24 protein-coding genes are annotated in these 21,607 nt (G+C 73.1%); 6 read left to right on the top strand and 18 right to left on the bottom strand.

The features are described 5' to 3' along the window. Positions 1-3 precede the first annotated feature (3 nt). Entirely contained in the window at positions 4-1,338 is a 1,335-nt protein-coding gene (locus tag ACGFI8_RS00535) for an aminotransferase class I/II-fold pyridoxal phosphate-dependent enzyme (protein WP_392797883.1), read from the bottom strand. Between the two features lie 132 nt (positions 1,339-1,470). Here ACGFI8_RS00535 and ACGFI8_RS00530 point away from each other — a divergent pair, with 132 nt between their 5' ends. Then, positions 1,471-3,858 carry a discoidin domain-containing protein gene (locus tag ACGFI8_RS00530; protein ID WP_392797880.1) on the top strand — a complete coding sequence of 796 codons (2,388 nt, stop codon included), beginning with the start codon at positions 1,471-1,473 and terminating at the stop codon, positions 3,856-3,858. Here ACGFI8_RS00530 and ACGFI8_RS00525 read toward each other — a convergent pair. From ACGFI8_RS00525 to surE, 3 genes are all read right to left on the bottom strand, one after another. After that, positions 3,855-4,529, bottom strand: a complete 675-nt coding sequence (locus ACGFI8_RS00525; protein ID WP_392797877.1) for a response regulator — start codon at positions 4,527-4,529, stop codon at positions 3,855-3,857. The two genes, ACGFI8_RS00530 and ACGFI8_RS00525, sit on opposite strands and share 4 nt — an antisense overlap. Before the next feature lie 85 nt (positions 4,530-4,614). Then, entirely contained in the window at positions 4,615-5,421 is an 807-nt protein-coding gene (locus tag ACGFI8_RS00520; RefSeq protein ID WP_392799559.1) for a sensor histidine kinase, read from the bottom strand. A gap of 210 nt (positions 5,422-5,631) precedes the next feature. Then, positions 5,632-6,441: a 5'/3'-nucleotidase SurE gene (surE, locus tag ACGFI8_RS00515; protein WP_392797874.1), complete on the bottom strand. Its 810-nt coding sequence runs from the start codon at positions 6,439-6,441 to the stop codon at positions 5,632-5,634. Positions 6,442-6,465: 24 nt separating this feature from the next. Between surE and ACGFI8_RS00510 the strand changes: the two genes are divergently transcribed. Beyond that, positions 6,466-6,768 (top strand): MTH1187 family thiamine-binding protein, encoded by a 303-nt coding sequence (locus ACGFI8_RS00510; RefSeq protein ID WP_366230607.1) that lies wholly within the window; start codon positions 6,466-6,468, stop codon positions 6,766-6,768. A gap of 16 nt (positions 6,769-6,784) precedes the next feature. Here the strand turns inward: ACGFI8_RS00510 and ACGFI8_RS00505 are convergent, their stop codons facing one another. Continuing rightward, on the bottom strand, positions 6,785-7,183 hold the full coding sequence (locus ACGFI8_RS00505) for a cupin domain-containing protein (RefSeq protein ID WP_392797872.1): 399 nt from the start codon (positions 7,181-7,183) through the stop codon (positions 6,785-6,787). Between the two features lie 74 nt (positions 7,184-7,257). Here ACGFI8_RS00505 and ACGFI8_RS00500 point away from each other — a divergent pair, with 74 nt between their 5' ends. Beyond that, positions 7,258-8,070: an alpha/beta hydrolase family protein gene (locus ACGFI8_RS00500; RefSeq protein ID WP_392797870.1), complete on the top strand. Its 813-nt coding sequence runs from the start codon at positions 7,258-7,260 to the stop codon at positions 8,068-8,070. A gap of 51 nt (positions 8,071-8,121) precedes the next feature. On the opposite strand, the gene ACGFI8_RS00495 is transcribed toward ACGFI8_RS00500, so the two are convergent. From ACGFI8_RS00495 to ACGFI8_RS00480, 4 genes are all read right to left on the bottom strand, one after another. Continuing rightward, on the bottom strand, positions 8,122-8,493 hold the full coding sequence (locus tag ACGFI8_RS00495; RefSeq protein ID WP_392797867.1) for a hypothetical protein: 372 nt from the start codon (positions 8,491-8,493) through the stop codon (positions 8,122-8,124). 77 nt (positions 8,494-8,570) lie between these two features. Next, entirely contained in the window at positions 8,571-8,990 is a 420-nt protein-coding gene (locus ACGFI8_RS00490) for an NUDIX domain-containing protein (protein ID WP_392797865.1), read from the bottom strand. Positions 8,991-9,058: 68 nt separating this feature from the next. After that, positions 9,059-10,948: a helicase-associated domain-containing protein gene (locus tag ACGFI8_RS00485; RefSeq protein WP_392797862.1), complete on the bottom strand. Its 1,890-nt coding sequence runs from the start codon at positions 10,946-10,948 to the stop codon at positions 9,059-9,061. 10 nt (positions 10,949-10,958) lie between these two features. Next, the gene (locus tag ACGFI8_RS00480) at positions 10,959-11,195 is read right to left on the bottom strand and encodes a hypothetical protein (protein ID WP_392797860.1); all 237 of its coding nucleotides are present in this window, start codon (positions 11,193-11,195) and stop codon (positions 10,959-10,961) included. 7 nt (positions 11,196-11,202) lie between these two features. Here ACGFI8_RS00480 and ACGFI8_RS00475 point away from each other — a divergent pair, with 7 nt between their 5' ends. Then, positions 11,203-11,295, top strand: a complete 93-nt coding sequence (locus tag ACGFI8_RS00475; RefSeq protein WP_392797857.1) for a hypothetical protein — start codon at positions 11,203-11,205, stop codon at positions 11,293-11,295. Between the two features lie 84 nt (positions 11,296-11,379). Here ACGFI8_RS00475 and ACGFI8_RS00470 read toward each other — a convergent pair whose 3' ends face one another. After that, the gene (locus tag ACGFI8_RS00470; protein WP_392797854.1) at positions 11,380-11,973 is read right to left on the bottom strand and encodes a TetR/AcrR family transcriptional regulator; all 594 of its coding nucleotides are present in this window, start codon (positions 11,971-11,973) and stop codon (positions 11,380-11,382) included. Positions 11,974-12,026: 53 nt separating this feature from the next. Between ACGFI8_RS00470 and ACGFI8_RS00465 the strand changes: the two genes are divergently transcribed. Then, positions 12,027-12,443, top strand: a complete 417-nt coding sequence (locus tag ACGFI8_RS00465) for a 4-oxalocrotonate tautomerase family protein (RefSeq protein WP_392797851.1) — start codon at positions 12,027-12,029, stop codon at positions 12,441-12,443. A gap of 109 nt (positions 12,444-12,552) precedes the next feature. On the opposite strand, the gene ACGFI8_RS00460 is transcribed toward ACGFI8_RS00465, so the two are convergent. After that, complete coding sequence (locus ACGFI8_RS00460; RefSeq protein WP_392799556.1) at positions 12,553-13,311, bottom strand: SDR family NAD(P)-dependent oxidoreductase; 759 nt, start codon at positions 13,309-13,311, stop codon at positions 12,553-12,555. Between the two features lie 188 nt (positions 13,312-13,499). Between ACGFI8_RS00460 and ACGFI8_RS00455 the strand changes: the two genes are divergently transcribed. Beyond that, positions 13,500-14,327 (top strand): DUF72 domain-containing protein, encoded by an 828-nt coding sequence (locus tag ACGFI8_RS00455; RefSeq protein WP_392799553.1) that lies wholly within the window; start codon positions 13,500-13,502, stop codon positions 14,325-14,327. A 15-nt stretch (positions 14,328-14,342) separates the two neighbouring features. On the opposite strand, the gene ACGFI8_RS00450 is transcribed toward ACGFI8_RS00455, so the two are convergent. The 7 genes from ACGFI8_RS00450 to ACGFI8_RS00420 form a co-directional block, all read right to left on the bottom strand. Beyond that, the gene (locus ACGFI8_RS00450) at positions 14,343-15,416 is read right to left on the bottom strand and encodes a winged helix DNA-binding domain-containing protein (RefSeq protein ID WP_392797848.1); all 1,074 of its coding nucleotides are present in this window, start codon (positions 15,414-15,416) and stop codon (positions 14,343-14,345) included. Between the two features lie 97 nt (positions 15,417-15,513). Further along, positions 15,514-16,749 (bottom strand): glycosyl hydrolase, encoded by a 1,236-nt coding sequence (locus ACGFI8_RS00445; RefSeq protein ID WP_392797846.1) that lies wholly within the window; start codon positions 16,747-16,749, stop codon positions 15,514-15,516. A gap of 37 nt (positions 16,750-16,786) precedes the next feature. Beyond that, complete coding sequence (locus ACGFI8_RS00440; RefSeq protein ID WP_392799551.1) at positions 16,787-17,575, bottom strand: carbohydrate ABC transporter permease; 789 nt, start codon at positions 17,573-17,575, stop codon at positions 16,787-16,789. Positions 17,576-17,598: 23 nt separating this feature from the next. Further along, positions 17,599-18,507 carry a carbohydrate ABC transporter permease gene (locus tag ACGFI8_RS00435; protein WP_392797842.1) on the bottom strand — a complete coding sequence of 303 codons (909 nt, stop codon included), beginning with the start codon at positions 18,505-18,507 and terminating at the stop codon, positions 17,599-17,601. Further along, positions 18,507-19,916 carry an N-acetylglucosamine/diacetylchitobiose ABC transporter substrate-binding protein gene (ngcE, locus tag ACGFI8_RS00430; RefSeq protein WP_392797840.1) on the bottom strand — a complete coding sequence of 470 codons (1,410 nt, stop codon included), beginning with the start codon at positions 19,914-19,916 and terminating at the stop codon, positions 18,507-18,509. The genes ACGFI8_RS00435 and ngcE overlap by 1 nt, the downstream gene beginning before the upstream one ends. 12 nt (positions 19,917-19,928) lie before the next feature. Continuing rightward, positions 19,929-20,681, bottom strand: a complete 753-nt coding sequence (locus ACGFI8_RS00425; protein WP_392797837.1) for a sugar isomerase domain-containing protein — start codon at positions 20,679-20,681, stop codon at positions 19,929-19,931. Beyond that, positions 20,678-21,595: a MurR/RpiR family transcriptional regulator gene (locus ACGFI8_RS00420; RefSeq protein WP_392797834.1), complete on the bottom strand. Its 918-nt coding sequence runs from the start codon at positions 21,593-21,595 to the stop codon at positions 20,678-20,680. Before ACGFI8_RS00420 ends, ACGFI8_RS00425 begins: the two co-directional genes overlap by 4 nt. Between the last annotated feature and the right edge of the window lie 12 nt (positions 21,596-21,607).

Raw genomic sequence — 21,607 nt, 5'->3', positions numbered from 1 at the left:
GCGCTAGGCGGCGGGGGCCGGCAGGGCGCCGGTCGCGGCGCGGGCGGCCGCGGCGGCCAGGGCCGGGATCGCGGGCAGGTCCAGGGCCGACACCGTGATGCGGACGGCCGGCGGGGTGGCGATCCGGTACAGCGCGCCCGGCGCCACCGCGTAGCCGGACTCGCGCAGCCGCGCCACCGCCGTGGTCTCGTCGGGGACCGAGAGCCAGGCGTTGATGCCCGTCCGGCCGGTCACCGTGAGGCCGCGCTCGCGCAGGGCGGCGACCAGGGCCGTGCGGCGGGCCTCGTACTCGGCGCGGGCGCCGGCGACCGTCGCGCCCGCCGCCGGGTCGGACCACAGGGCGGCCACGACCCGCTGCAGGACGGTGGAGACCCAGCCGGTGCCGAGGCGCTGGCGGCCGGTCACGCGGGCGATGCTCGTCGCGTCGCCGGCGAGCACGGCCAGGCGCAGGTCCGGGCCGTACGGCTTGCTCACCGAGCGGACGAAACCCCACGCTCCCGTGGCGCCGGCCAGGGGGTGCAGGGGCTCGACGGAAAGCTCGGCGGCGTGGTCGTCCTCGATGACCAGGACGTCCGGGCGGGCGGACAGCACGGCGCGCAGGTCGGCGGCGCGCGCGGCGGTGACGCTCGCGCCGGTGGGGTTGTGGGCGCGGCTGGTCACCACCGTGGCGCGGGCGCCGGCGCGCAGGGCGTCGGCCAGGCGCTGCGGGTCGGGGCCGGACTCGTCGACGGGGACCGGCAGCGGGCGCAGGCCCAGCGCGGCCACCAGGTCGAGCAGGTTGGCCCAGCCCGGGTCCTCGACCGCGACCCGGTCGCCGGGCAGCAGGTGCGCGCCCAGGAGCCGCTCGATGCCGTCCAGCGCGCCACCGACGACGGCCAGCTCGGTCGCGTCGACGCCGTCTCGGGCCAGGATCTCCCGGGCGGCGGCGCGCAGCGGCGGATAGCCGGCGCCGGTGGCGTAGCCGGTGGGCGCGACCTCGGCGGCGGCCCGGGCCAGGGCGGGGCCGAGGTCGGGCAGCAGCCGCGGGTCGGGGCCGCCGGAGGCGAGGTCGAGCGCGCCCTCGGGCACCTCCAGGCGGAACTGGCCGCGGGCCGGGGCGACCGCGGGGCGCGGGCGGACGCGGGTGCCGTGCCGGCCCGCGGACTCCGCGATCCCGCGCTGGCGCAGGGCCTGGTACGCGGCGGCGACCGTGGCGGGGCTGACCCCGAGCTGCGCGGCGGCCGCGCGGATCGGCGGCAGCGCGGCGCCGGCGGGCAGCGCGCCGGAGCGCACGCCGGCCTCCACGGCGGCGGAGATCTCGCCGGCCGTGCGCCCCGCCAGAACGAAGGGTCCGGTCACGAAACCGAGCCTATGGCAACGCGATGGCAACGCCTTGACACGGCCGCGACGCACTGGCAACCATCGATGAGAGAGCGCTCTCCCAACCGAACACTCCGCCAAGTGTCGCAAAAGCGCTGAAGGTGAGGCATCGTGTCCACCGCTAGATCCCTGTCCGCGCTCACCCTGATCGCCGGGTGCCTGGTCGGCGTCGCGTCCGCCGTGACGGCCGGCGCCCCGGCCGCCTTCGCCGAGACGGTACCGCCGGCGCCGCCCGGCTGGACCACCGTCTTCGGCGACGACTTCGCCGGCCCCGCCGGTGCCCCGCCGTCGTCGGCCAACTGGTTCTACGACATCGGCACCGGCTTCGGCACCGGCGAGAAGGAGCAGACCACCAACTCGACCCAGAACGTGTATCTCGACGGCAGCGGCCACCTGGTGCTCAAGGCCATCAACAGCGGCGGCACCTGGACGTCGGGCCGCATCGAGAGCACCCGGTCGGACTTCCAGGCGCCCCCGGGCGGCAAGCTGCAGATGACGGCGTCGATCCGCCAGCCGAACCCGGCCAACGGGCTGGGCTACTGGCCCGCCTTCTGGGCCCTCGGCGCGCCGATGCGCGTCGGCGGCGGCTGGCCGCAGTCCGGCGAGATCGACATGATGGAGAACGTCAACGCCCTCGACGAGGCCTCGCAGACGCTGCACCACGCGGCCGGCAGCCAGGGGCACGGGCTGATTCCCTGCCCGGCGGCCGGGTCCACCTGCCAGACGGGATACCACACGTACTCCGTCATCGTCGACCGCACGAACACCAGCGCCGAGTCGCTGCAGTTCCTCATGGACGGCGTGGTGGAGAGCACGATCACCCAGGCGCAGGTCGGCACCTCGGCCTGGCAGCAGGCGATCGACCACGGCTTCTTCATCATCTTCGACCTCGCCATCGGCGGGAACTACCCGGACGGCATCGCCGGCTCCACGACCCCGACCGCGGCCACCACGTCCGGCGGCTCGATGAGCGTGGCGTACGTGGCCGTCTACGAGCAGGGCGGCGACTCCACGCCCACGGCCACGCCGACCGCCACCGGTCAGGTGAAGGGCATCAACGGCCTGTGCCTGACCAACCAGAACTCGCTCAACGTCGCGGGCAACCCGATGGGCGTCGCGACCTGCAACGGCAGCGCCGGCCAGCAGTGGACGACGTACTCCGACAACACCGTCAGGGTGCAGGGCGGATGCCTCGACGTCGTGTCGGCGGGGCGCACCAGCGGTACCAATGTGGACTGGTATCCCTGCAACGCGAGCAATGCGCAGGTGTGGACGCGCCAGGCCAACGGCACGCTCGTGAACCCCAACTCCGGGCTGTGCCTGTCCGACCCGGGCGGCAACACCACCGCGCGGCTGGTCATCGAGACCTGCAACGGCTCGGCGCAGCAGCAGTGGGCGCCGCCGAACGGGAGCGCCCCCGGCAACACCGTGACCGTCGCCAACCCCGGCAACCAGACCAACGCCGTCGGCAACGCGGTCAACCTCCCGATCACCGCCACCGACTCGGCGGCCGGCCAGACGCTCACCTACGCCGCCACCGGCCTGCCGCCGGGCCTGTCGATCAATCCGTCCACCGGCGTGATCAGCGGCGGCCCGAACGCGACCGGCACATACGCGGTGACCGTCACCGCGACCGACACCACCGGCGCGGCCGGGAGCGCGGCCTTCACCTGGACGATCAACCCGGGCCAGGGCCCCACCTGCGGCACCACGAACATCGCGCGCAACGGCCAAGCGAGCTCGTCGTCGAACGAGAGCGCGGCGTACCCGCCGTCGAACGCGATCGACGGCAACACCGGCACCCGCTGGGCCAGCGGCTTCAGCGATCCGCAGTGGATCACCATCGACCTGGGCTCGACGCAGCCGATCTGCCGGGTGGTGCTCAACTGGGAGGCCGCCTACGGCAAGGCGTTCCAGCTGCAGACGTCCACCGACGGCACGACCTGGACCACGATCTACAACACCGCGACGGGCACCGGCGGCGTACAGACACTCGACGTCTCCGGCAGCGGCCGCTACATCCGCATGTACGGCACCCAGCGCGCCACCCAGTACGGCTACTCGCTGTGGGAGTTCGAGGTGTACTCCAGCGGCACGAGCAGCGGCTGCGGCACCGCCAACGCGGCGCTGGGCCGCCCGGCGACCGCCTCGTCGCAACAGAACGCCTCATTCCCGCCGGCGAGCGCGGTCGACGGCAACACCGGCACCCGCTGGTCGAGCGCGGCGTCCGACCCGCAGTGGCTGCAGGTCGACCTCGGCGCCACGCAGAACGTCTGCCGGGTCGTGCTCAACTGGGAGGCCGCCTACGCCAAGGCGTTCCAGCTGCAGACGTCCACCGACGGCACGACCTGGACCACGATCTACAACACCACGACGGGCACCGGCGGCGTACAGACGCTCGACGTCTCCGGCAGCGGCCGCTACATCCGCATGTACGGCACCCAGCGCGCCACCCAGTACGGCTACTCGCTGTGGGAGTTCCAGGTGTACTCCCGCTAGTCCGAGGACGCGCCCGGGCGGACGAGACCGGTCTCGTACGCCAGGACGACCGCCTGGGCGCGGTCGCGGAGCTCCAGCTTGGTGAAGATCCGGGCCACGTGGGTCTTCACCGTCGCCTCGCTGAGCGTCAGCTCGCGCGCCAGCTCGGCGTTGGACAGGCCGTGGCCGAGCAGGGTCAGCACCTCCAGCTCGCGCGGCGTCAGCGGGCTCAGGTCGCGGTGCAGCGGCGGGGGCGAGGCCTCCGCCGCGAACCGCTCGACCAGGCGGCGGGTGATCGACGGGGCGAGCAGGGCGTCGCCGGTGCCGACGAGGCGTACGGCGTTGGCCAGATGCTCCGGGGTGACGTCCTTGAGCAGGAAGCCGCTCGCGCCGGCGGCGAGCGCGGCGTACACATACCGGTCCAGGTCGAACGTCGTCAGCATGATGATCCGGCACTCGGGCCGCCGGGCGACGACCTGCCGGGTGGCGGCGAGCCCGTCGAGGTTGGGCATCCGGATGTCCATCAGGATCACGTCGGGGCGCAGCCGGTCGGCCGCGGAGACCGCCTCGACGCCGTCGGCGGCCTCGCCGACCACGTCCACCCCGCGCGCGTTGAGGATCATCCGGAAGCCGGTGCGCACCAGCGCCTGGTCGTCCACGATCAGGACCTTCGGGCCGGCGGGCGTGGTCATGCCGAAACCTCCGCTTCGCTCCGGCAGCGGCATGAGCTACACCTGCATTGCTGATGAGCGGCCACTCCGCTCCGCTCCGTACCGCTCATGCCGGGTCCAGGGGGATGCGGGCGCGGACCCGGTAGCCGCCGCCGAGGCGGCGCCGGGCGTCGAGGTCGCCGCCGTAGACCGCCACCCGCTCCCGCAGGCCGAGCAGGCCCCGGCCGGTGCCCTCGGGCGGGCGCCGGACCGTGGCGGGCAGCCTGGACAGCTCAGACAGCTCGGACAGCACGCTCGGGCCGGTGTTGAGGACCTCGACGCGCAGGTACCGCTCCGCGTAGCGGACCTCGACCTCCGCCCGGTCGGCCTCGCCGTGCTTGAGGGCGTTGGTCAGCGCCTCCTGCACGATCCGGTACGCCGTGACGTCGATCCCGGCCGGCAGCGCCCTCGGCTCGCCGCTGATGCGCACGTCCACCGGCAGGCCCGCGAACGCGATCCGGTCCACCAGCCGGCTCAGCCCGCCCAGCCCCGGCTGCGGCGCGAAGTCCTCTGCGGCCTCGACGGCACCGTCGTCACTCCCGTCGGGCGCCGGCGCCAGCAGGCCCAGCAGGTGGCGCAGCTCCCGCAGCGTGTCCCGGCCGGCCCCCTCGACCGCGGCGAGCGCCTCGGCGACGTCGGGCGGCACCGCCTGCCCGGCCGCTGCGAGCACCTCCCGCGCCGCGCCGGTCTGCACGACCATCACGCTCACGTTGTGGCTGACGATGTCGTGCAGCTCGCGCGCGATGCGGGCGCGCTCGGCGCCGACGGCCGCGCTCGCCGCGGCCTGCCGCTCCCGCTCCAGCAGCCAGCCCCGCTCCTCCAGGGCGCGGCGGTGCCGGCGCCGGGCGCGGAGGGCGGCGCCGCCGAGCGCCACGGCGGCGGCGCCGGCGAGCACACACGCCGCCACCAGCGCCGCGACGAGGACGTTCACGCAGCCACGATGCCAGACCCCACCGGGGCGGCGCATCCGTCCCGGGTTCCAGCCGCGTACATCCCCAGGATGACGGTCGGCCCGGACCTGCACCCGGCGGCGGACGTGCCCCGCCGTACCGCGGCAATAGCTTTGGGCCATGACAACGGTGCGTCAGTCGGTCGGGGGTGTGACGGACGGGTCCTCGGCGGGTGGGCGGATCGCGGTCAGGGTGGCGTAGCCCTCGGCCAGCAGGGCCAGGTCGGTGCCGGGCGGGTGCTCGTCCTCGCGCACCGCGACCGTGATGCGCGCGAAGTCGTGGCCGGCCTCGGCCAGCGTCATCTGGACCTGGCCGAACGGGGCCGGCGTCGCGCGGCGCAGGCCCGGGATCCGCGGCAGCGGGCGGTCCGGGACGTTGAGGTTGAGCACCGTGCCGGGCGGGGCCTGCGAGAGCCACGGCAGCAGGCGCGCGGCCAGGGTGCCGGCGCTGTCCCAGTGCAGCGCGTCGTCGTCGGGGTTGCCGGACGCGGAGAGGGCGGCGCCGCTGTCGGCACCCGTCGCGGACAGGGCGGTGAAGATGTCCAGCGAGACCGCCAGCGCGCGCAGGCCCTCGTTCGCGGCGGCCAGGGCGGCGCCGACGGTGCCCGAGTGCATGATCGCGTGGCCGGCGTTCGCGCCGCGGTTGATGCCGGACAGCAGCACGTCCGGGGCGGGGCCGAAGGCGCCGATCGCGGCCAGCACGGCGATGTACGCGGGCGACGCCGCGACCGAATAGGCCGGCACGTCCGGCAGGCCGTCGAGCTCGACCGCCTCCAGCAGCAGGCGGCCGCCGTCGGTGACCGCGGTCAGCGCCGTGCCCGAGCCGCTGGCCTCGCGGTGCGGGGCGGCGACGACCACGTCGTGGCCGTGCTCGCGGGCGGACCGGGCCAGCGCGCGGAGGCCGGGCGCGGCGATGCCGTCGTCGTTGGTGATCAACACTCGCACGCTGAAGAGGTTAGCGTTCCTGGCATGTCTGTACTTGTCGCGTTCAGCGTCACGCCCCTGGGCACCGGCGAGGACGTCGGGGCCCTCGTCGCCGAGGCGGTCCGCGTGGTGCGGGAGTCGGGGCTGCCCAACCGCACCGACGCCATGTTCACCACCGTCGAGGGTGAGACGTGGGAGGAGGTCATGGCCGTGGTCCAGGCGGCCGTGTCGGTGGTCCAGGCCAGGGCACCCCGCACCAGTACCGTGATCAAGGTCGACTGGCGCGAGGGCGCGGCCGGCCGGCTCGACGAGAAGGTCGCCTCCGTGGAGCGTTACCTGGCCGAATAGCCACAGGCCGCCGGCGTCAGTTGATCAGGTCGTGGCCCGTGGTGCTGTCGACGTGGGCGGGGATCTCGCCGGCGTGGGAGTCCCCGGTCGTCACGGTGCCGGTGGGCTCGAACATGAGGATCGAGCCACCCGGGGACGAGGGCTTGTGCTCGGTACCGCGGGGCACGACGTACGTGTCGCCCTCGTACAGTACGACGGTGTGCTCGTGGCCGTCGGCCTCCCGGATCGCGATGTCGAACCGCCCGTTGAGCACGAGAAAGAACTCGTCGGTGTCGTGGTGCGTGTGCCAGACGTGCTCGCCGAGCGTGTGCGCGACGCGCACGTCGTAGTCGTTCATACGCGCCACGATGCGCGGGCTGTACACCTCGATGAACGACGCGAGCGCTTCGGTCAGGTTCACGGGCTTGGCAGTCATACGTCCGATTCTGCGCCCTCGGGCCCGCCCCGGCCTTGTACGAAGTGCGCATCCGGGCCTGGGATGATCGCGGGGTGACCGATCGCTGGATGCACGACCCGGACCCCGCGCTGCGCCCGGCGGCCCGCACCCCGGAGGTGCGGTTCGACAGCGCCGGCGTCCCCCTCCTCGGCGTGCTGCACGTGCCGGCCGGCCCCGGCCCTCACCCGATCGCGGTACTGCTGCACGGCTTCCCCGGCAACGAGCGCAACTTCGACCTCGCGCAGGCGCTGCGCCGGGCCGGCTACGCCGCGCTGGTCTTCCACTACCGCGGGTCGTGGGGCGTCGGCGGCACGTACTCGTGGGGCAACGTCCTGGCCGACGCGGCCCGCGCGATCCCCGCCGTGCGCTCCCTCGCCGCGGAGCATTCGCTGGATCCGGACCGCGTGGCGCTGGTCGGCCACAGCCTGGGCGGGTTCGCCGCGCTGATGACCACCGCCGCCGACCCTTCCGTCCGCGCGGTGGCGGCGCTGGCCTCCTTCGACTTCGGCGCCGTGGCCCAGGCCCCGGATACGGCACGGCGGGAAGCCCACGCGATGTTCGGTTCGGACCTTTTACCGTTGCAGGGCACCAGCGCGGACGCGCTGTTCGACGAGATGCGCGCGGCGGGCCCGGCGTGGCGCCTGGCCGGCCTGGCCGACGCGCTCGACGGCCGCCCGGTGCTGCTCGTGGCGGCCGGCAACGACACTGTGGCGCCGCCGCCGCTGCACCATGCCCCGGTCGTCGAGGCCTACGGCTCGTCGGAACGGTTCGAACACGCGACGTTCCCGGCGGACCACGCGTTCTCCGACCACCGCCTCGCCCTGACCAAGGCCGTCATCGACTTCCTGGACCGCCACCTGCGGTGACCGCATGCCGTCCGCCCACCTCTGCCCTTCGCCCTGGCGTGCCGGCCAGGGCTACCAGGCAAACGCCACGAACGCCACCAGCGCTGCTGCGAGCACGCTCCCGGTCGCGATGAACTTCTCCCGCTGATGCCGCTTGGGCGGCGGCATGGCGGCCACGACGAGCGGAAGCATGGCCGGCAGATACAGGTGCAAGGCGAAGAAGACACCGAACAGCGCCAACGGCACCAGCAGGAATGCCGCCACGCCGGACGCGACGCGAAAGCCGGCGGGCCGACGGAACGCCAGCGGGAGCGTTACCACGGCCAAGCCGATGACGTAGAACATCGCCAGGTCCGGGTTTTCGATCACCAGCGGTATCGAGATGAGTCCGGCGTAGGCGACCCCGGCCGCGACGGTGAGGCGATCCCAGAACAGCGGCAGCACCCCGAGAACTTGAACACGTTCAAGCATGCCTCAGACTAACCCGTGCGCGTGCCGATCTCACACCGCTGTTCCGACCGTCACACCAGATCAGCGGCCGCGGTGCGCGGGGTTTGCGCTCGCGGCAGCAAGTGATCACGCAGCAGCGGCGCCAGCCGCAGATCGCCCGGCCGGGTCGGCTCGATCCAGCGTATTTCCTCGATCTCAGCCAGCGGTTCGACCGGGCCGCCGAGCGGCGCGGTGAAGACGTCGGCGTCGACGGTGCAACCCGCCTCGTTCGCCGCCGGTGCGCTGAACCGGCCGACGTGCCCGAGCTGGTCGGCTCCGACCCGCAACCCCAGCTCCTCGGCCAGCTCCCGGACCAGCGCGTCGGCGGCCGCCTCACCTGGTTCGAGCTTGCCACCGGGCTGCATGAACACGCTCGTCCCCCGCTTGCGCACGAGCAGCCACCGCCCCTCGGCATCCCGGATCACTGCGGCGACGATGCGAATCGTGGGCACCGGATCAGGCTATTGCAAGCCCGGGCGACGGACGGGCATCGGGCGCCTCAAAGACGGTCCTCCGGAGGTCAGGACCTTGTCGGCTCCGCATCGGGCGGGGCGTCGGCGCGGTGACGGGTCGGGTGCTCGAACGCGATCGTGCCGTCCGGGTGCTCGGCGGCCGGGACGTAGCCGGCGGCGCGCAGGGCGGCCAGGGTCTCCGCCGCGGGCAGGGCGCTGGACAGCACCGTCGGGGCCAGCTCAGTCAGCTCCAGGCGGGCCAGGCTCTTCACCCGCCGGATCTCGCCGAGCAATGCCGTGTCGTCGCTGCGCAGGACGCAGCCCACCGTCCGGACCCGCACGTTGCCGTGCTTGCGGCCCAGGTCCGCGATCAGGTACTCCAGCGGCTGCGGGACCCGCCCGCCCGCGGCCGCGGCCCGGATCCGGGTCGTCAGCTCCTCGGCGGCGGTGCCGGCGTCGAAGGCCCGGCGTACCGAGGACTCCGTGAACCGCCACGTGGAACCGCCGCCGCGCGACTCGCGGTCGGCGGCCAGGTCGAGCAGGGCGCTCAGCGCGGCCGACGGGGTGCCGGTCGCCACGGCCGTCAGGTCGCTCTGCAGCAGTACCGTCTCCTCGGCCGCGGGCAGGAACGCGTGCAGCGCCTTGGCGAGCCGGTCGGCGTCGCCCGCGGCCAGGGCGTGGCACAGGGCCGTCGGGGCGCGGTGGGCGCCCACGCCCATGAGCTCGTACTCGCGCCAGAGCGCCTCCACCATGGGCACGACCTCTTCGGCGTCGCCGGCCACCAGCGGCCGCAGGTAGGCCAGCATCGTCGCGAGGCCCTCGACGCCGGCCGCGCCGCGACCGGTGCGCAGCGAAGCGAGCACCGCGGCGAGCGTCACGCGCAGCAGCGCGCTGGCGCCGTCGTGCTCGCCGCCGACGAGGGCGGGGCGCCCGTCGAGCAGCAGGGGTGAGGCCGGCATCTGGAACCAGCCGTCGACGAGCCAGCCGAACTGCTCGGCGGGCTCGAGCTTGAGCCAGTCGTCGAACTCGGCCGACGGCGCCACGCGGTCGCCGGCGATGCCGATCAGGCCGTTCATGCCCGCGACGGTCAGCCAGAAGCGCACGCCCTCCTCGTCGGTGCCGAGCAGCCGGGCCAGCTTGCGTACCTCGCGCAGGCCGATGCCGCCCGCCTTGAGGATCGGCACCGGGGTGCGTCCGCACTCCTCGAGCAGCGTGGTCACGGACGCCAGCGCGGCCCGGGCGGCGGCCGCGCCCTCGCGGTCGACCATCTCGGCGCTGACCGTCACCGACGGCGGGGCAGGCGGCGACGGGTCGAAGTCGGCCCGGAAGTCGGGGCGCAGCGCGGCGCCGACCTCGCTGGGCATCGAGATCGCCGCGCCGTAGTAGGCGTTGAAGATGAGCAGCCCGTGGTCGACCGCCCACCGCAGCGGCGAGGCGCGGCGGCTGTTGCGCAGCGCCATCAACGCGTTCGGATCCGAGTAGTACGGCTCCCCCACCGCCAGGTCGAGCAGGATGTCCTGGGCCACCCGCGGCGCCGCCCGGAACTGCTCGCGCACGACGTCCGGGTCGGCGAGCGCCGCGCCGATCACCGCGACCAGCCGCCGGTGGTCCCGCCCGACCGGTGCGCCGAGCTCGTGGGCGATCCGCTGCAGCTGCTCCAGCTGCAGGTACCGCAGCTCGTGCTCGGCGGCCCGGCCAAACCCGTAGCCGTTGGCGAGCACCTCGTGCAGCGCGACGGTGCGGATCCACGCGTCGTCGTCCGCGTCCGGCCAGGCGAGCCCCGACTCGAACAGCGCCAGCAGCGCCGCGGCGAGCCGGGCGTCGTCCTCGGCGACCCCGAGCGCCCGCGCCAGATCCCGCCGCCGGGTGCCCGCCGCGCGCAGCGACAGGACCTCGGCCGCCTGCAGCTGCGGCAGCGTCAGCCGCGACGCGACGTGAAGGATCTGCGGCGTCTCCACCGGCGCGACCCTACTCCGGCACCTCGGCGGCGCGCCTCGGCGTTGTGTGCGGTATCGCAGCGGCAGCGCACCGAAACCGGGCTCGTCGGTGATGGCGCGACCACCTGAGCGGCGACTGCAAGCCCAGCCGGCCGTCCACGCCGCCGTCGTCGGCCCCGCCCTCGTCGGCCCCGCCGTCGCCGCGGACCCCGACCCCGGAGTCGTCGTCCTCCACGCCCGGCCTGCCCGTCACCGGCTCCTCCAACACGCTGCCGATGGTGGGTACGGGTGCCGCGCTGATCGCGGGTGGCACCGTCCTCGTGGTGGCCCTTCGCCGCCGTCGCCGGGTGACCTTCACCGCGGAGTAAGGCCGGCACCCCCGGACAGCCAATCGCGGCGCCCGCCGGTCGGATCCCCCTATCCCGCCGGCGGGCGCCGCGCCCGCCCGCGGGTCAGGGGGCCGACAGGCGTCGGGCCTGCTCCAGGAGGTCCTCGCCAACCAGGCGGAGCGGCTCCAGGCTCTGCTCGGCGCGGCTCATCACGACCGCGCCCTCCGTCGCCGCGATGACCGACGTCGCGAACCGCGCCGCGACCGCCGGCGCGAGGCCGGCCCGCACGTACAGTTCGGCGAGGCACGAGCGCCAGGCGCGGAAGATCGCGGCCGCGCGCTCCAGCAGCCCCGGCGAGTCCGCCGCCACCGCCACCGCGAGCACGGCGCACCCGGCGCGAAACTGCGACCGCTCGAGCACGAACCGCCAGGCGCCCAGCACATACTCGGTGACCTCCACCGCGCCCCGGCCGCCCTGCTGCGCCAGCCCGTCGAGCATCCGGCTCGCCACCAGGTCCAGGGCCGCGTCGACGAGCTGGTCCTTGCCCTCGGGGAAGTGGTGGTAGATCGAGCCGCGGGGGGCGCCGGTCGCCTTCAGTACCTCGGAGAACGAGGTCGCCTGCAGCCCCTGCTTCGCCAGCAGCAGCGCCGCGCCCTCGACCATCCTGCCCCGCACCTCGCCTGCCACCTGCGACTCCTTGACTATGACGGTCGGCATAATCTACGTTCTATGACGATCAGCATAGTCGTCCCCAAGGTTGGAGTCCCGCCATGCCCATGATCGACGTGTACGCGCCCGCCGACCTCTTCCCCGCCGGCGCGGACCGCGAGCTCGCTGCCCGCCTGACCGCCGCCCTGCTGCACGCCGAGGGCGTGGCCGAGCCGGGCCCGGCACACACGAACAACACCGGTGCGTACGTGCACCGCATGCCCCCGGAGGCCGTGCACACGGCCGCGACGGGCGCCGCGCGCACGGTCCGCGTGCAGGTGCTCACCCCGCCCGGCGTGCTGAGCCGCGAGGGCCAGAAGGAGCTGGTGGCCGAGGCGACGCGGATCGTCACGGAGCTGAGTGGCGACCCGACCCAGGCCGGCCGCACGTGGGTCCTGCTGACCGAGGCCGCCGAGGGCGGCTGGGGCATCGCCGGCACCGCATACGGCCGCGCGGAGTTCGCGGCGCTGTTGGCTTGAGCGCGCCTCGGCGCGGCGGGCACGGGATTCGCCGTGATCACGAAGTGCTCACTCCGTGATCACGGCGGACGTGCCTGCCGGTCGGCGCCACCCCGCAGCGCGGGCGGCGTCAGCGGCCGGCGACAGCGCCGCCGTTGACCTGGATGATCTGACCCGTCACGTGGCCGGCCGCCGGTGACGCCAGCCAGAGCACCGTGGCCGCGATGTCCTCCACCGAGCCGGCCCGGCCGTTCAGGGTCTGGCCGACCAGCGTGGCGCGGCGTTCGTCGGTCATGCGGCCGGCGAAGAACTCCGTCTCGTCGATGAAGCCGGGTGCCACCACGTTCACGGTTGCGCCCAGGCGGCCCAGCGAGCCGGCCAGGTCGATCGCGTACGGGTGCAACGCGGCCTTCGCCGCCGCGTAGGAGCCGGAACCCGATCCTCGCATCGCCGCGATCGAGCTGACCAGCACGACCCGCGAGTCGCGGGACAGCAGGTCGCGCAGGGCCTCGGTGAGCAGCGCCGCGGTCAGGACGTTGGCGCGGAAGTTCGCGGTCCAGTGCCACGCCGTCCACGCCACCGCGCGGGAGCGGCCGTCGCCCTGCGGCAGGCCGTCCGGCAGACGCAGCTCGGCGTTGCCGCCGGCGTTGTTGACGAGCACGTCCACGCGACCGTATCGGCGCTCGACCTCGTCGGCCACGCACAGGGCGCCCTCCGGCTCGGCGAGGTCGGCGACCACGGGTACCGCATCCATCTCCTTGGCGGCGAGGTCGAGCACCTCCGCGCGCCGGCCGACGATCACCACCTCGTCGCCCTCTTCGCGGAACCGCCGCGCGACCGCGCGCCCGATGCCTGTGCCGCCACCGCTGACCACCACGACCCGTGCCACGACGCCTCCCGTTTCGTCCCGGTTCACGCCGCAAGGCTAGCGCGGGGCCGGCCTCGGCCCGCCGCGCGACGTCGCGCGGCGAGGTCTCGGTACCGTGTTCCGCGAATGCCTCCCGCGCCGCGGTGAGGACGAGGTCGTGCTTCGGAGACGCCACCGTGACCCCACCGCCGCTCCACGTCGGCTGCGCGATGTGGACCCTCAAGGCCTGGCAGGGCCGCTTCGTGGCGCACCCGCTGCCGGCGGGCGAGCGCCTGCGGGCGTACGCGGGCTGGTGCAACGCGGTCGAGGGCAACACCACGTTCTACGCGACCCCGTCCCGCGAGACCGCGGCCTCATGGGCGCAGCAGACCGATCCGGCCTTCCGCCTGCTGCCCAAGCTGCCGCGCGCCGTCACACACGAGCACCGGCTGGCCGGCGCCGAGGAGGAGCTACGCGCCTTCCTGCACGCGATCGAGCCGCTGGGCCCACGCGCCCACGCGCTGTGGATCCAGCTGCCGGGCTCGTTCGCCCCGGCGGACGTGCCGGCGCTGGCCGCGTTCCTGCGCCGGCTCCCGGCGTCGTACCGCTACGCCGTGGAAGTCCGCCACCCCGCCTTCTTCGCCGACCCGCGGGCGACGCGGGAGCTCGAGACGGTCCTCACCGCCGCGGCGGCCGAGTGGATCCCGTTCGACACGACCGTGTTCTTCCAGACCCCGCCGACCAGCGACGCGGAGCGCGACGCCTGGACCAAAAAGCCGCGCACGCCGCTGCGCGAGGAGGCCCTGACCGGCCATCCGATCGTCCGGTACCTCGGCCGCGACGACCCCGCGCGGACCGTCGAGGGCTGGCGGCGCTGGGTCGCGGTCACCGCCGCGTGGCTGCTGGAGGGCCGCTCGCCAACGGTCTTCATCCACACCCCGGACAACGCGGACGCCCCGGAACTCGCCCGCCGCTTCCACGATGAGGTCCGCGCCCGCGTACCCGACCTCCCGCCACTGCCCACCCCCGAGCCCATCGAGCCGCTGACCCTCTTCTGAGCGCGGGCCGGGTGTCTACGCCAGGAGCTTCACGTCGGTGCCGGTGGGCAGTTGCAGGAACTGCAGCAGGCGGGTCGCCTCGGCGTGGACCTCGGCCGGGTCGGGCAGGGGGCGGAACGGCACCACCTCCAGGCGGCCCGGCTCGATCGACCACGTGCCGGCGACGAAGCCGTCGACCAGGAACGTCGGGCGGACGATCGAGTAGCCGGGGCAGACCACGGCACGGTCGGCGGCCGAGGCGATGATGCGGCCGCGGTCGGAGTGGCTCAGGACCAGGTTGTCGAACTCCGGCAGGAACCGCACCGGGGCGGGCTGGTCCGGGTCGGCCAGGTCCAGGTCCGGCAGGTCGAACAGCTCGCGGCCGTCCTCGTCACGATAGACGCGCAGGCCCGGGCGCAGCGCCTCGACCGTGTCGCGCAGCCGGCGCAGGCCCGACCAGATCTGCAGGTCGCCGTGCGTGGCCGGGCCGCACGACATGAGGTACCGCCGCAGGAGCCTTTCGGGTTTTGGGTCTTCCTCGAGCGGGGCGCCGAGCCAGTCCTCGGCCAGGGCGACCCGCACGTGCCCGCGGCGCCGCCACGTCCCGGACGGCGGCGGATGGACCAGGGAGAGCTGGTGCTGGGCCGCCCAGGCCAGCGCGATCGCCTCGCGGCCCGGGAAGCGCGCGCCGAGCTCCCGCGCCAGCTGCGGGCGGGTCAGGATCCGGCCCGACAGCGCCTCGGTCGCGGCCGCCGCCAGCTCGGCAAGGTCCAGGCCTTCGATCTGGCGGCGGAACGCGGACAGGCCGCCGCGGCCCATGCCGGCCCTGATGAGCGGGCGCAGCCAGCGGTAATCCTGCGCCGCGGTGAGGTGCTGCGTGCCGCGCAGCAGGCCGCCGCGGACCACCGAGCGGTCCTCGAGGGCCTCGGTGAGCCGCTCGTGCGTGAAGCCGGGCAGGCGCGCCCACAGGCCGACGTACGGCGCGTCGACCTCCTGCGCCTGCACCGCCACGAGGTGGGCGACCGCGTCCGGCACGGCGCGCGGCACGGCATCGAGCAGCAGCTGACGGCGCAGATAGGTGCGGTTGAGCGTTCGCGTGGTGATCCTCACGCGGCGACGGTACGGCGGGAAGCGGTCAGCAACGGTCCGCATCCGTGGAGGGGCCGGCGCCCCGGTGGGAGGCGCCGGCCCCAGGGGTACCGCGGACTCAGCAGTGGCCGAGGTCGTCCCAGTTGGCGGTCCAGCCGGGCTCGGAGCCCTGGGTCCACCACTTGGCGCGCCACAGGTGCTTGCCCTGGCCCGACGGCGGGCCGTTCGGGTCTCCGTTGGCGCTCTTCTCGTGCTTGACCGTCTGGCCGGCCGTGTACACCGCGCTGAACGACCACTCGGAAGCGGTGGAGCAGTTGGTGGCCGGCGGGGTGGACGTCGACGGTGACGGTGACGGTGACGCCGACGGGGACTTGGACGGCGACGCCGAGGTCGACGGCGTCGCGGAGCCGGACGGGGTCACGCACGGGCCGGGCGAGTCCACCGTGTCGGTGAACGTGTTGCCCGCGCTGCGGTAGGCGGCCGCCTGGGCCGTCGCCTGGCTCGGGGTGAGGACCTGGTTCTTGGCGTACAGGACCCAGTCGACCTGCTCGATGTAGGTGCTCAGGCCGCCGGTGTGCGCCGCGGTGTCGATGAACCACAGGTTCCAGTTGATGGTCATCGTCTGGCGCGGGTAGAACTTGCCGGAGTGGTCGCCGACCTGCTGGCCGTCGATGTAATAGATGACGTGCCCGCTGGAGACGGTGACGACCAGGTCGTGCCAGCCGTCGAAGCTCTTGCGCTCCTCCGAGTGCACGTTGTCGGCGTACCACGGGTCGTTGCGGTACGTGTACCAGGTCGTCTGGTAGTTGATCGGCCCGGTCTCGCCCCACCCGCCGTTGGGCAGGTACTCCGAGACGTCCAGCTCGCTGTAGGTCGGGTCGAGATCCCCGTTGAGCGGGCTGATCGTGAAGAACGTCTCGTTGATGTGGTCGCCGTCGTTGCCGCTCTGCGGTGCGTCGGTGAAGCGGATCCGGCTGGCGTAGGTGCCCTCGAAGTACCGCTTCTGGCTGGTGTAGAGCTCGGCCTGGTTGGTTCCCCCGCTGGTGCCGTCCGTGGACGCGGTCAGCTGCATGACCTTCTGACCGCCGCTGGTCGGGAAGGAGATGCTGTTGGCCGACCAGGTGGCGCCGGGCACGCCCGGGCCGCCGGAGTAGGTGCGCGGCACCCACCCGTGCGCGGTCAGCGTCGCGTCCGAGGACGAGCTGTAGTTGAAGTCGTCGAACAGGTATCCGCAGTTGTTCGCGGCGGCACTGGCGGTGCCGACAGTGGCCGCGGTGATGGCGGCAGCGCCGATCGCGCCGACGAGCGCGACACCGGACAGGGCCGCCAAAGATCGACGTTTACCGATTGACATGACGTAGAGTCCTCCCAATTGCAAGGGATGGGGGGAGTTACTTGACCGCGCCGGCGGTCATACCGGCTCGGATGTGGCGTTGGAACGCGACGTAGGCGATGAGCACCGGCAGCATGGCGATCGTGAGGCCGGCGAACAGTCCGCTCCAGTCGCTGCGGTAGCCCTGGCTGACCGACAGGGAGGCCAGGCCCTGCGCCAGGACGTACCGGTCCGGGTCGGGATTGAGGACCAGCGGCAGCAGGTACTGGTTCCACAGCCCGAGAAAATTGAAGATGCCGACGGCGACCAGACCCGGCCGGGCCATCGGCAGCATGACGCGGAAGAACACCCCGGCGTGCGAGCAGCCGTCCATGAACGCGGCCTCGGCCACCTCGCCGGGCAGCGTGCGGAAGAACGAGTGCAGGAAGAACACGGTGAACGGCACCGCGTAGGCGGCGTACACCAGGATCAGGCCCTGGTAGGTGCCGAGCAGGTGCAGCTGCCGCACCACGAAGAACAGCGGCACGATCGCCAGGAACACCGGGAAGAACATGGCCGCGACGAACGTGTAGTAGACGATCCGGTTGCCGCGGAAGTCGTACCGCGCCAGCGCGTACGCCACCAGCGAGCCCAGCAGCATGGTCAGCAGCAGCCCGCCGCCCACGACGACCAGGCTGTTGAGGAGGTACCGGCCGATCTCGGCTTGGTTCCAGGCGCGCGACCAGTTCTCGAAGTGCGGCGTCGTCGGTACCGACCAGGGATCGTTGAGGATCTGCTGGTCGGTCTTGAACGAGCTGAGCACCGCCCACAGCAGCGGCAGCGCGGTGACCGCGCCCCAGCAGAGCATCGCCAGATGGGGAAGCACCCGTTTCACGCGAGTTCGACCCTCTCCTTGTGGCCCGCCCGCAGCGCGAGGACGGCCAGCGTCAGCGTCGCGAAGAACAGCGCGACCCCCATCGCCGAGGCGTAGCCGAAGTTGTTGAAGGTGAAGGCGTTGCGGTAGAGCGACAGCCCGATCACCTCGGTCGCGCCGTCCGGGCCGCCCGGCCCGACCGTCATGACCTGCACGACGGCGAAGCCGTCCAGGGCGGCGATTCCGAGGTACACGAACGCCACCTGCACGGTGTCGCGCACCAGCGGCAGCGTGACCCGGCGGAAGGTGGCCCAGCCGCTCGCGCCGTCCAGCAGGGCCGCCTCGAACAGCTCCCTCGGGATCGAGTCGATCGCGGCGCTGAACAGCACCATGTAGAACCCGACCGACGACCAGATCAGCACGGCCATCACGGCCGGCAGCGCCAGGGACGGCTCGGCCAGCCAGCTTCGGGCGAGTGAGGACAGCCCGACCCCGCGCAGCACTCCGTTGAGCAGGCCGTTGTTCGGGTTGTAGACGAACCCCCACAGCACCGCGATGACGACCAGCGACAGCAGCTGCGGGAAGAAGTACACGATCTGGTAGACGCGGGAGCCCGCGATGCCCCTGCGGCCGTCGCGGCCGCCCAGGTGCAGCATGCTCGCCAGGAACAGGCCCAGGGCGATCGTGGTCAGCGGTACCACCGCGAGCATGACGGCGTTGTTGCGCACCGCGTCGAGGAACAGGGAGTCGCCGCCGAGGCGGGCGTAGTTGCCCGCCCCGACGAAGTGCGCCTCGTCGGCCACGCCGGTCCAGTCGGTGAGCGAGAGGTAGAACGCCTGCGCGTACGGCGACAGCACGAAGACCACGTGCAGCACCAGGGCCGGCACGAGCGCACCGAACAGGAACCGGAGCCGACCGTGCTTCATCAGCGGGTGTACTTCTTGACGCTGGAGTCCTTCGCGAGCGCGTCGGCGGCCTTCTGGATGCGATCGGCCCACTCGGCGGGCGTGGCGCGCTTGTTCATCAGTTCGCCGGTCGCATCGTCGACGGCCTTGGCCAGCGGCGCGTACCAGGTGCGGAAGCGGTACGTGAAGGCCTCCTTGCCGGCCGCGGTGACCGCGTCGCGGGTCGAGCCCAGGCCGCTGGACAGGGTCAGCCCGTCGGTGGCCCCGGCCACGGCCGGCAGCGTGCCCGCGCTCTGCGCGAACGCCTTCGCCGACTGCTTGGAGAACAGGATCCGCAGGTACTCCATCCCGCCTGCGGCGTTCTTCGCCTTCGCCGGCACCAGGAACGACTCGGAGCTGGCCGCCTGCACCGCGGCCGCGCCCATCTTGTCGCTCGACGTGCGCGACGGCACGGCCCCCATCACCATGTCGAAGCCCTTGGGCGCGACGTCCTTCTGCTCGCTCTCCAGCCACGAGCCGCACGGGATGAACGCGGCCTTGCCCTGGCACCAGGCGCCCTGCGCCTCGGTGTGCGACAGCGCCTCGGAGCCGCTCATGATGTATCCCTTGCCGGCCAGCTCCGCGAACGCCTCGGCGGCGGCCTTGAGCCCGTCGGCCTTCCAGGCGTTGGGCTCCAGGTTGTCCACGGCCTTGACGAGGTCCATGCCACCGGTCTTGGCCGCCATGCTCAGCAGCGGGTCGTTGATGTACTCCGGATACTTGCCCTGGTAGGTCCACGGCGCGACGCCGGCCGCCTTGATGGTGGCGCAGAGCGTGAGCATCTCGTCCCACGTCTTCGGGTAGGTCCAGCCCTTGCTCGCGAACAGCGGCTTGGAGTACCACAGGCCCCACGCCGTGTAGGTGAAGTTCAGCACCAGGACCGACCTGTCGAACGTGCCGTCGTCCACCACGCCCGGCAGCAGCGTGTCGCGGACCTTGGTGTTGGGGTCGTCGAACGAGGGTGCGTCGAGCAGCTCGGCCAGGTCGGTCAGCTGCTTCACCCCGACCAGGGTGGCGATGTCCAGCCGGCCGGCGCCGGTGTTGTCGACCACGTCCGGGGGCGTGTTGGCGACGAAACGCGGCTGCAGGGCCTCGCCCACCTTCTGGATGCCCTTGTGGTCGATCTTCGCCTTCGCGTACTTGGACTTGTAGAGGTCCTCGGCGTGCTTGGCGTAGTCGTCGCCGTAGCCGCCCTTGAAGATGACGACCTCGAGCGGGGCGTCGTCCTTGACGCCGAGCGGGTTGTCCGCGCTCTTCACCCCGGTGTTCGCGGCCGGCTTCTCGTCGTTGCCGCCGCTGGTCACACAGGCGCTGAGCAGCGGAGTCGCCGCAAGAGCTTTGAGAACGGCGCGTCTTTTCGGATACGTTCGAACGGAGGATGAGGGGTTCATCGGCTTCTCTCCTTATGCGGTACGCCGGATGCGCCCGGCGTACCGCGCCTCGAGTGCTGCGTTGTGCTCCCGTCCGCCCGGCACGTTGTCGGACAGGTAGACCGGCGGCGTGACGCCGAGCGCCAGCAGGCGCGCCACCACCTCGGTGACGATCTGCTGCGCCAGCAGCGCCGCGGTGATCGAGGAGACGGCCCCGACGGCGCCGCCGCCGGGCAGCGGCAGCGACGCGTCGCCGTAGGGCGCCCCGTTGTCGAGCACCACGTCGGCGAGGTCGCCGAGCTTCAGGCCGCTGTCGTGCCGCGAGTCCACGCGCGAGGAGTGCTCCAGCGACGTGATCGCGATGAGCGCGTGACCCTGCTGCTTGACCAGCCGCGCCATCTCCACCACGGCGCCGTTGACGCCGGAGTTGGAGGCGATGACGAACGTGTCGTCGGGCTTGACGGGGGCGAGATCGTAGAGCCGGTGCGCGACGCTCGGCGTGCGCTCCAGCTGCGGGTCGGCCAGGGCGCTGACGGGGTCGCCGCCGTAGAGCACGATGTCGCGCAGCGCGATGCGGTTGGTCGGCACCAGGCCGCCGGCCCGGCCGGCGATCTCCATGGCGAGCGCCTCGGAGTGCCCGCAGCCAAACGCCTGGATCACCCCGCCCGCCTGCACCGTCGCGGTCATCAGCTCGGCGGCGTGCGCCACCTTGTCGCCCTGGGTGGTCCCCACCCGCTCGATCGCGGCGCGGATCACCTCGACGTAGTCGGCACTTCTGATGGTCACTGCGGCTTGTCCCTCCGTGGTCGCTTGCGGTTGTTGGTCGTGTCGGGCACCCGGTGCGCGTCGACGGCGCGCACCGTGAGCTCGAGGGCCTCGGCGGTGCGCTCGTAGGTGCGCTGCGCCACCGCGACGTAGATGAGGTCCAGGACCAGCAGCTGCGAGTGCAGCGCGGAGAGGGCCGCGACCCGGAAGGTGGTCTCGTGGACCGAGGTGGTGAACACGACGTCGGCCACCTCGGCCAGCGGCGAGCGCCCGAACGACGTCACCGCCACCGTCAGCGCCCCGTGGTCGGCGGCCTCGGCGAGGGTCTCGAGCACCTCGCGCGTGCGGCCGGAGTGCGACAGCCCGATGGCGACGTCGCCCGGGCCCAGCAGCGCCGCGTTGGTGAGCGCGGTGTGGCTGTCCGAGCGGTACCACACCGGGACCCGGATGCGCTCGAGCCGGAAGGCCATCTCCCGGCCCGCGGTGCCGCTGGAGCCGAGCCCGAAGATCTCCACCCGCCCGGCGCCGGCGATCGCCTCGGCGACCCGCTCGACCGCGCCGACGTCCAGTCCGGCCGCGGTCGCCTGGATCGCCCGGGTGTCCGCCGCGGTGACCACCCCGAGGACGTCGCCGAGCGGGTCGTCCGGCGCGATGTCCCCGCTGATGTCGGTCTCCCAGCGGGCCTGCTCGGCCCGCCCGGTCTCGGTCGCGATCGCCACCCGGAGGTTCGCGTATCCCTTGAAGCCGAGCGTGCGGCTGAACCGCGTGACGGTGGCCGTCGAGGTGCCGGAGCGCTCGGCGAGGTCGACGATGCTCGCGTGCGCCGCCGTCTCCGGATCGCCCAGGATCGTCTCGGCGATCTTCGCCAGGGCGTCCGGCATCGTCGGTCCCTCGATGCGCAGCCGCCCGAGCAGCCCGCCACTCTCACCCGTCACGCCGAGCCACCT

The sequence above is a fragment of the Dactylosporangium sp. NPDC048998 genome (assembly GCF_043197855.1).
Lineage (GTDB): Bacteria > Actinomycetota > Actinomycetes > Mycobacteriales > Micromonosporaceae > Dactylosporangium.
This window is presented reverse-complemented; position numbering and strand designations above follow the sequence as displayed.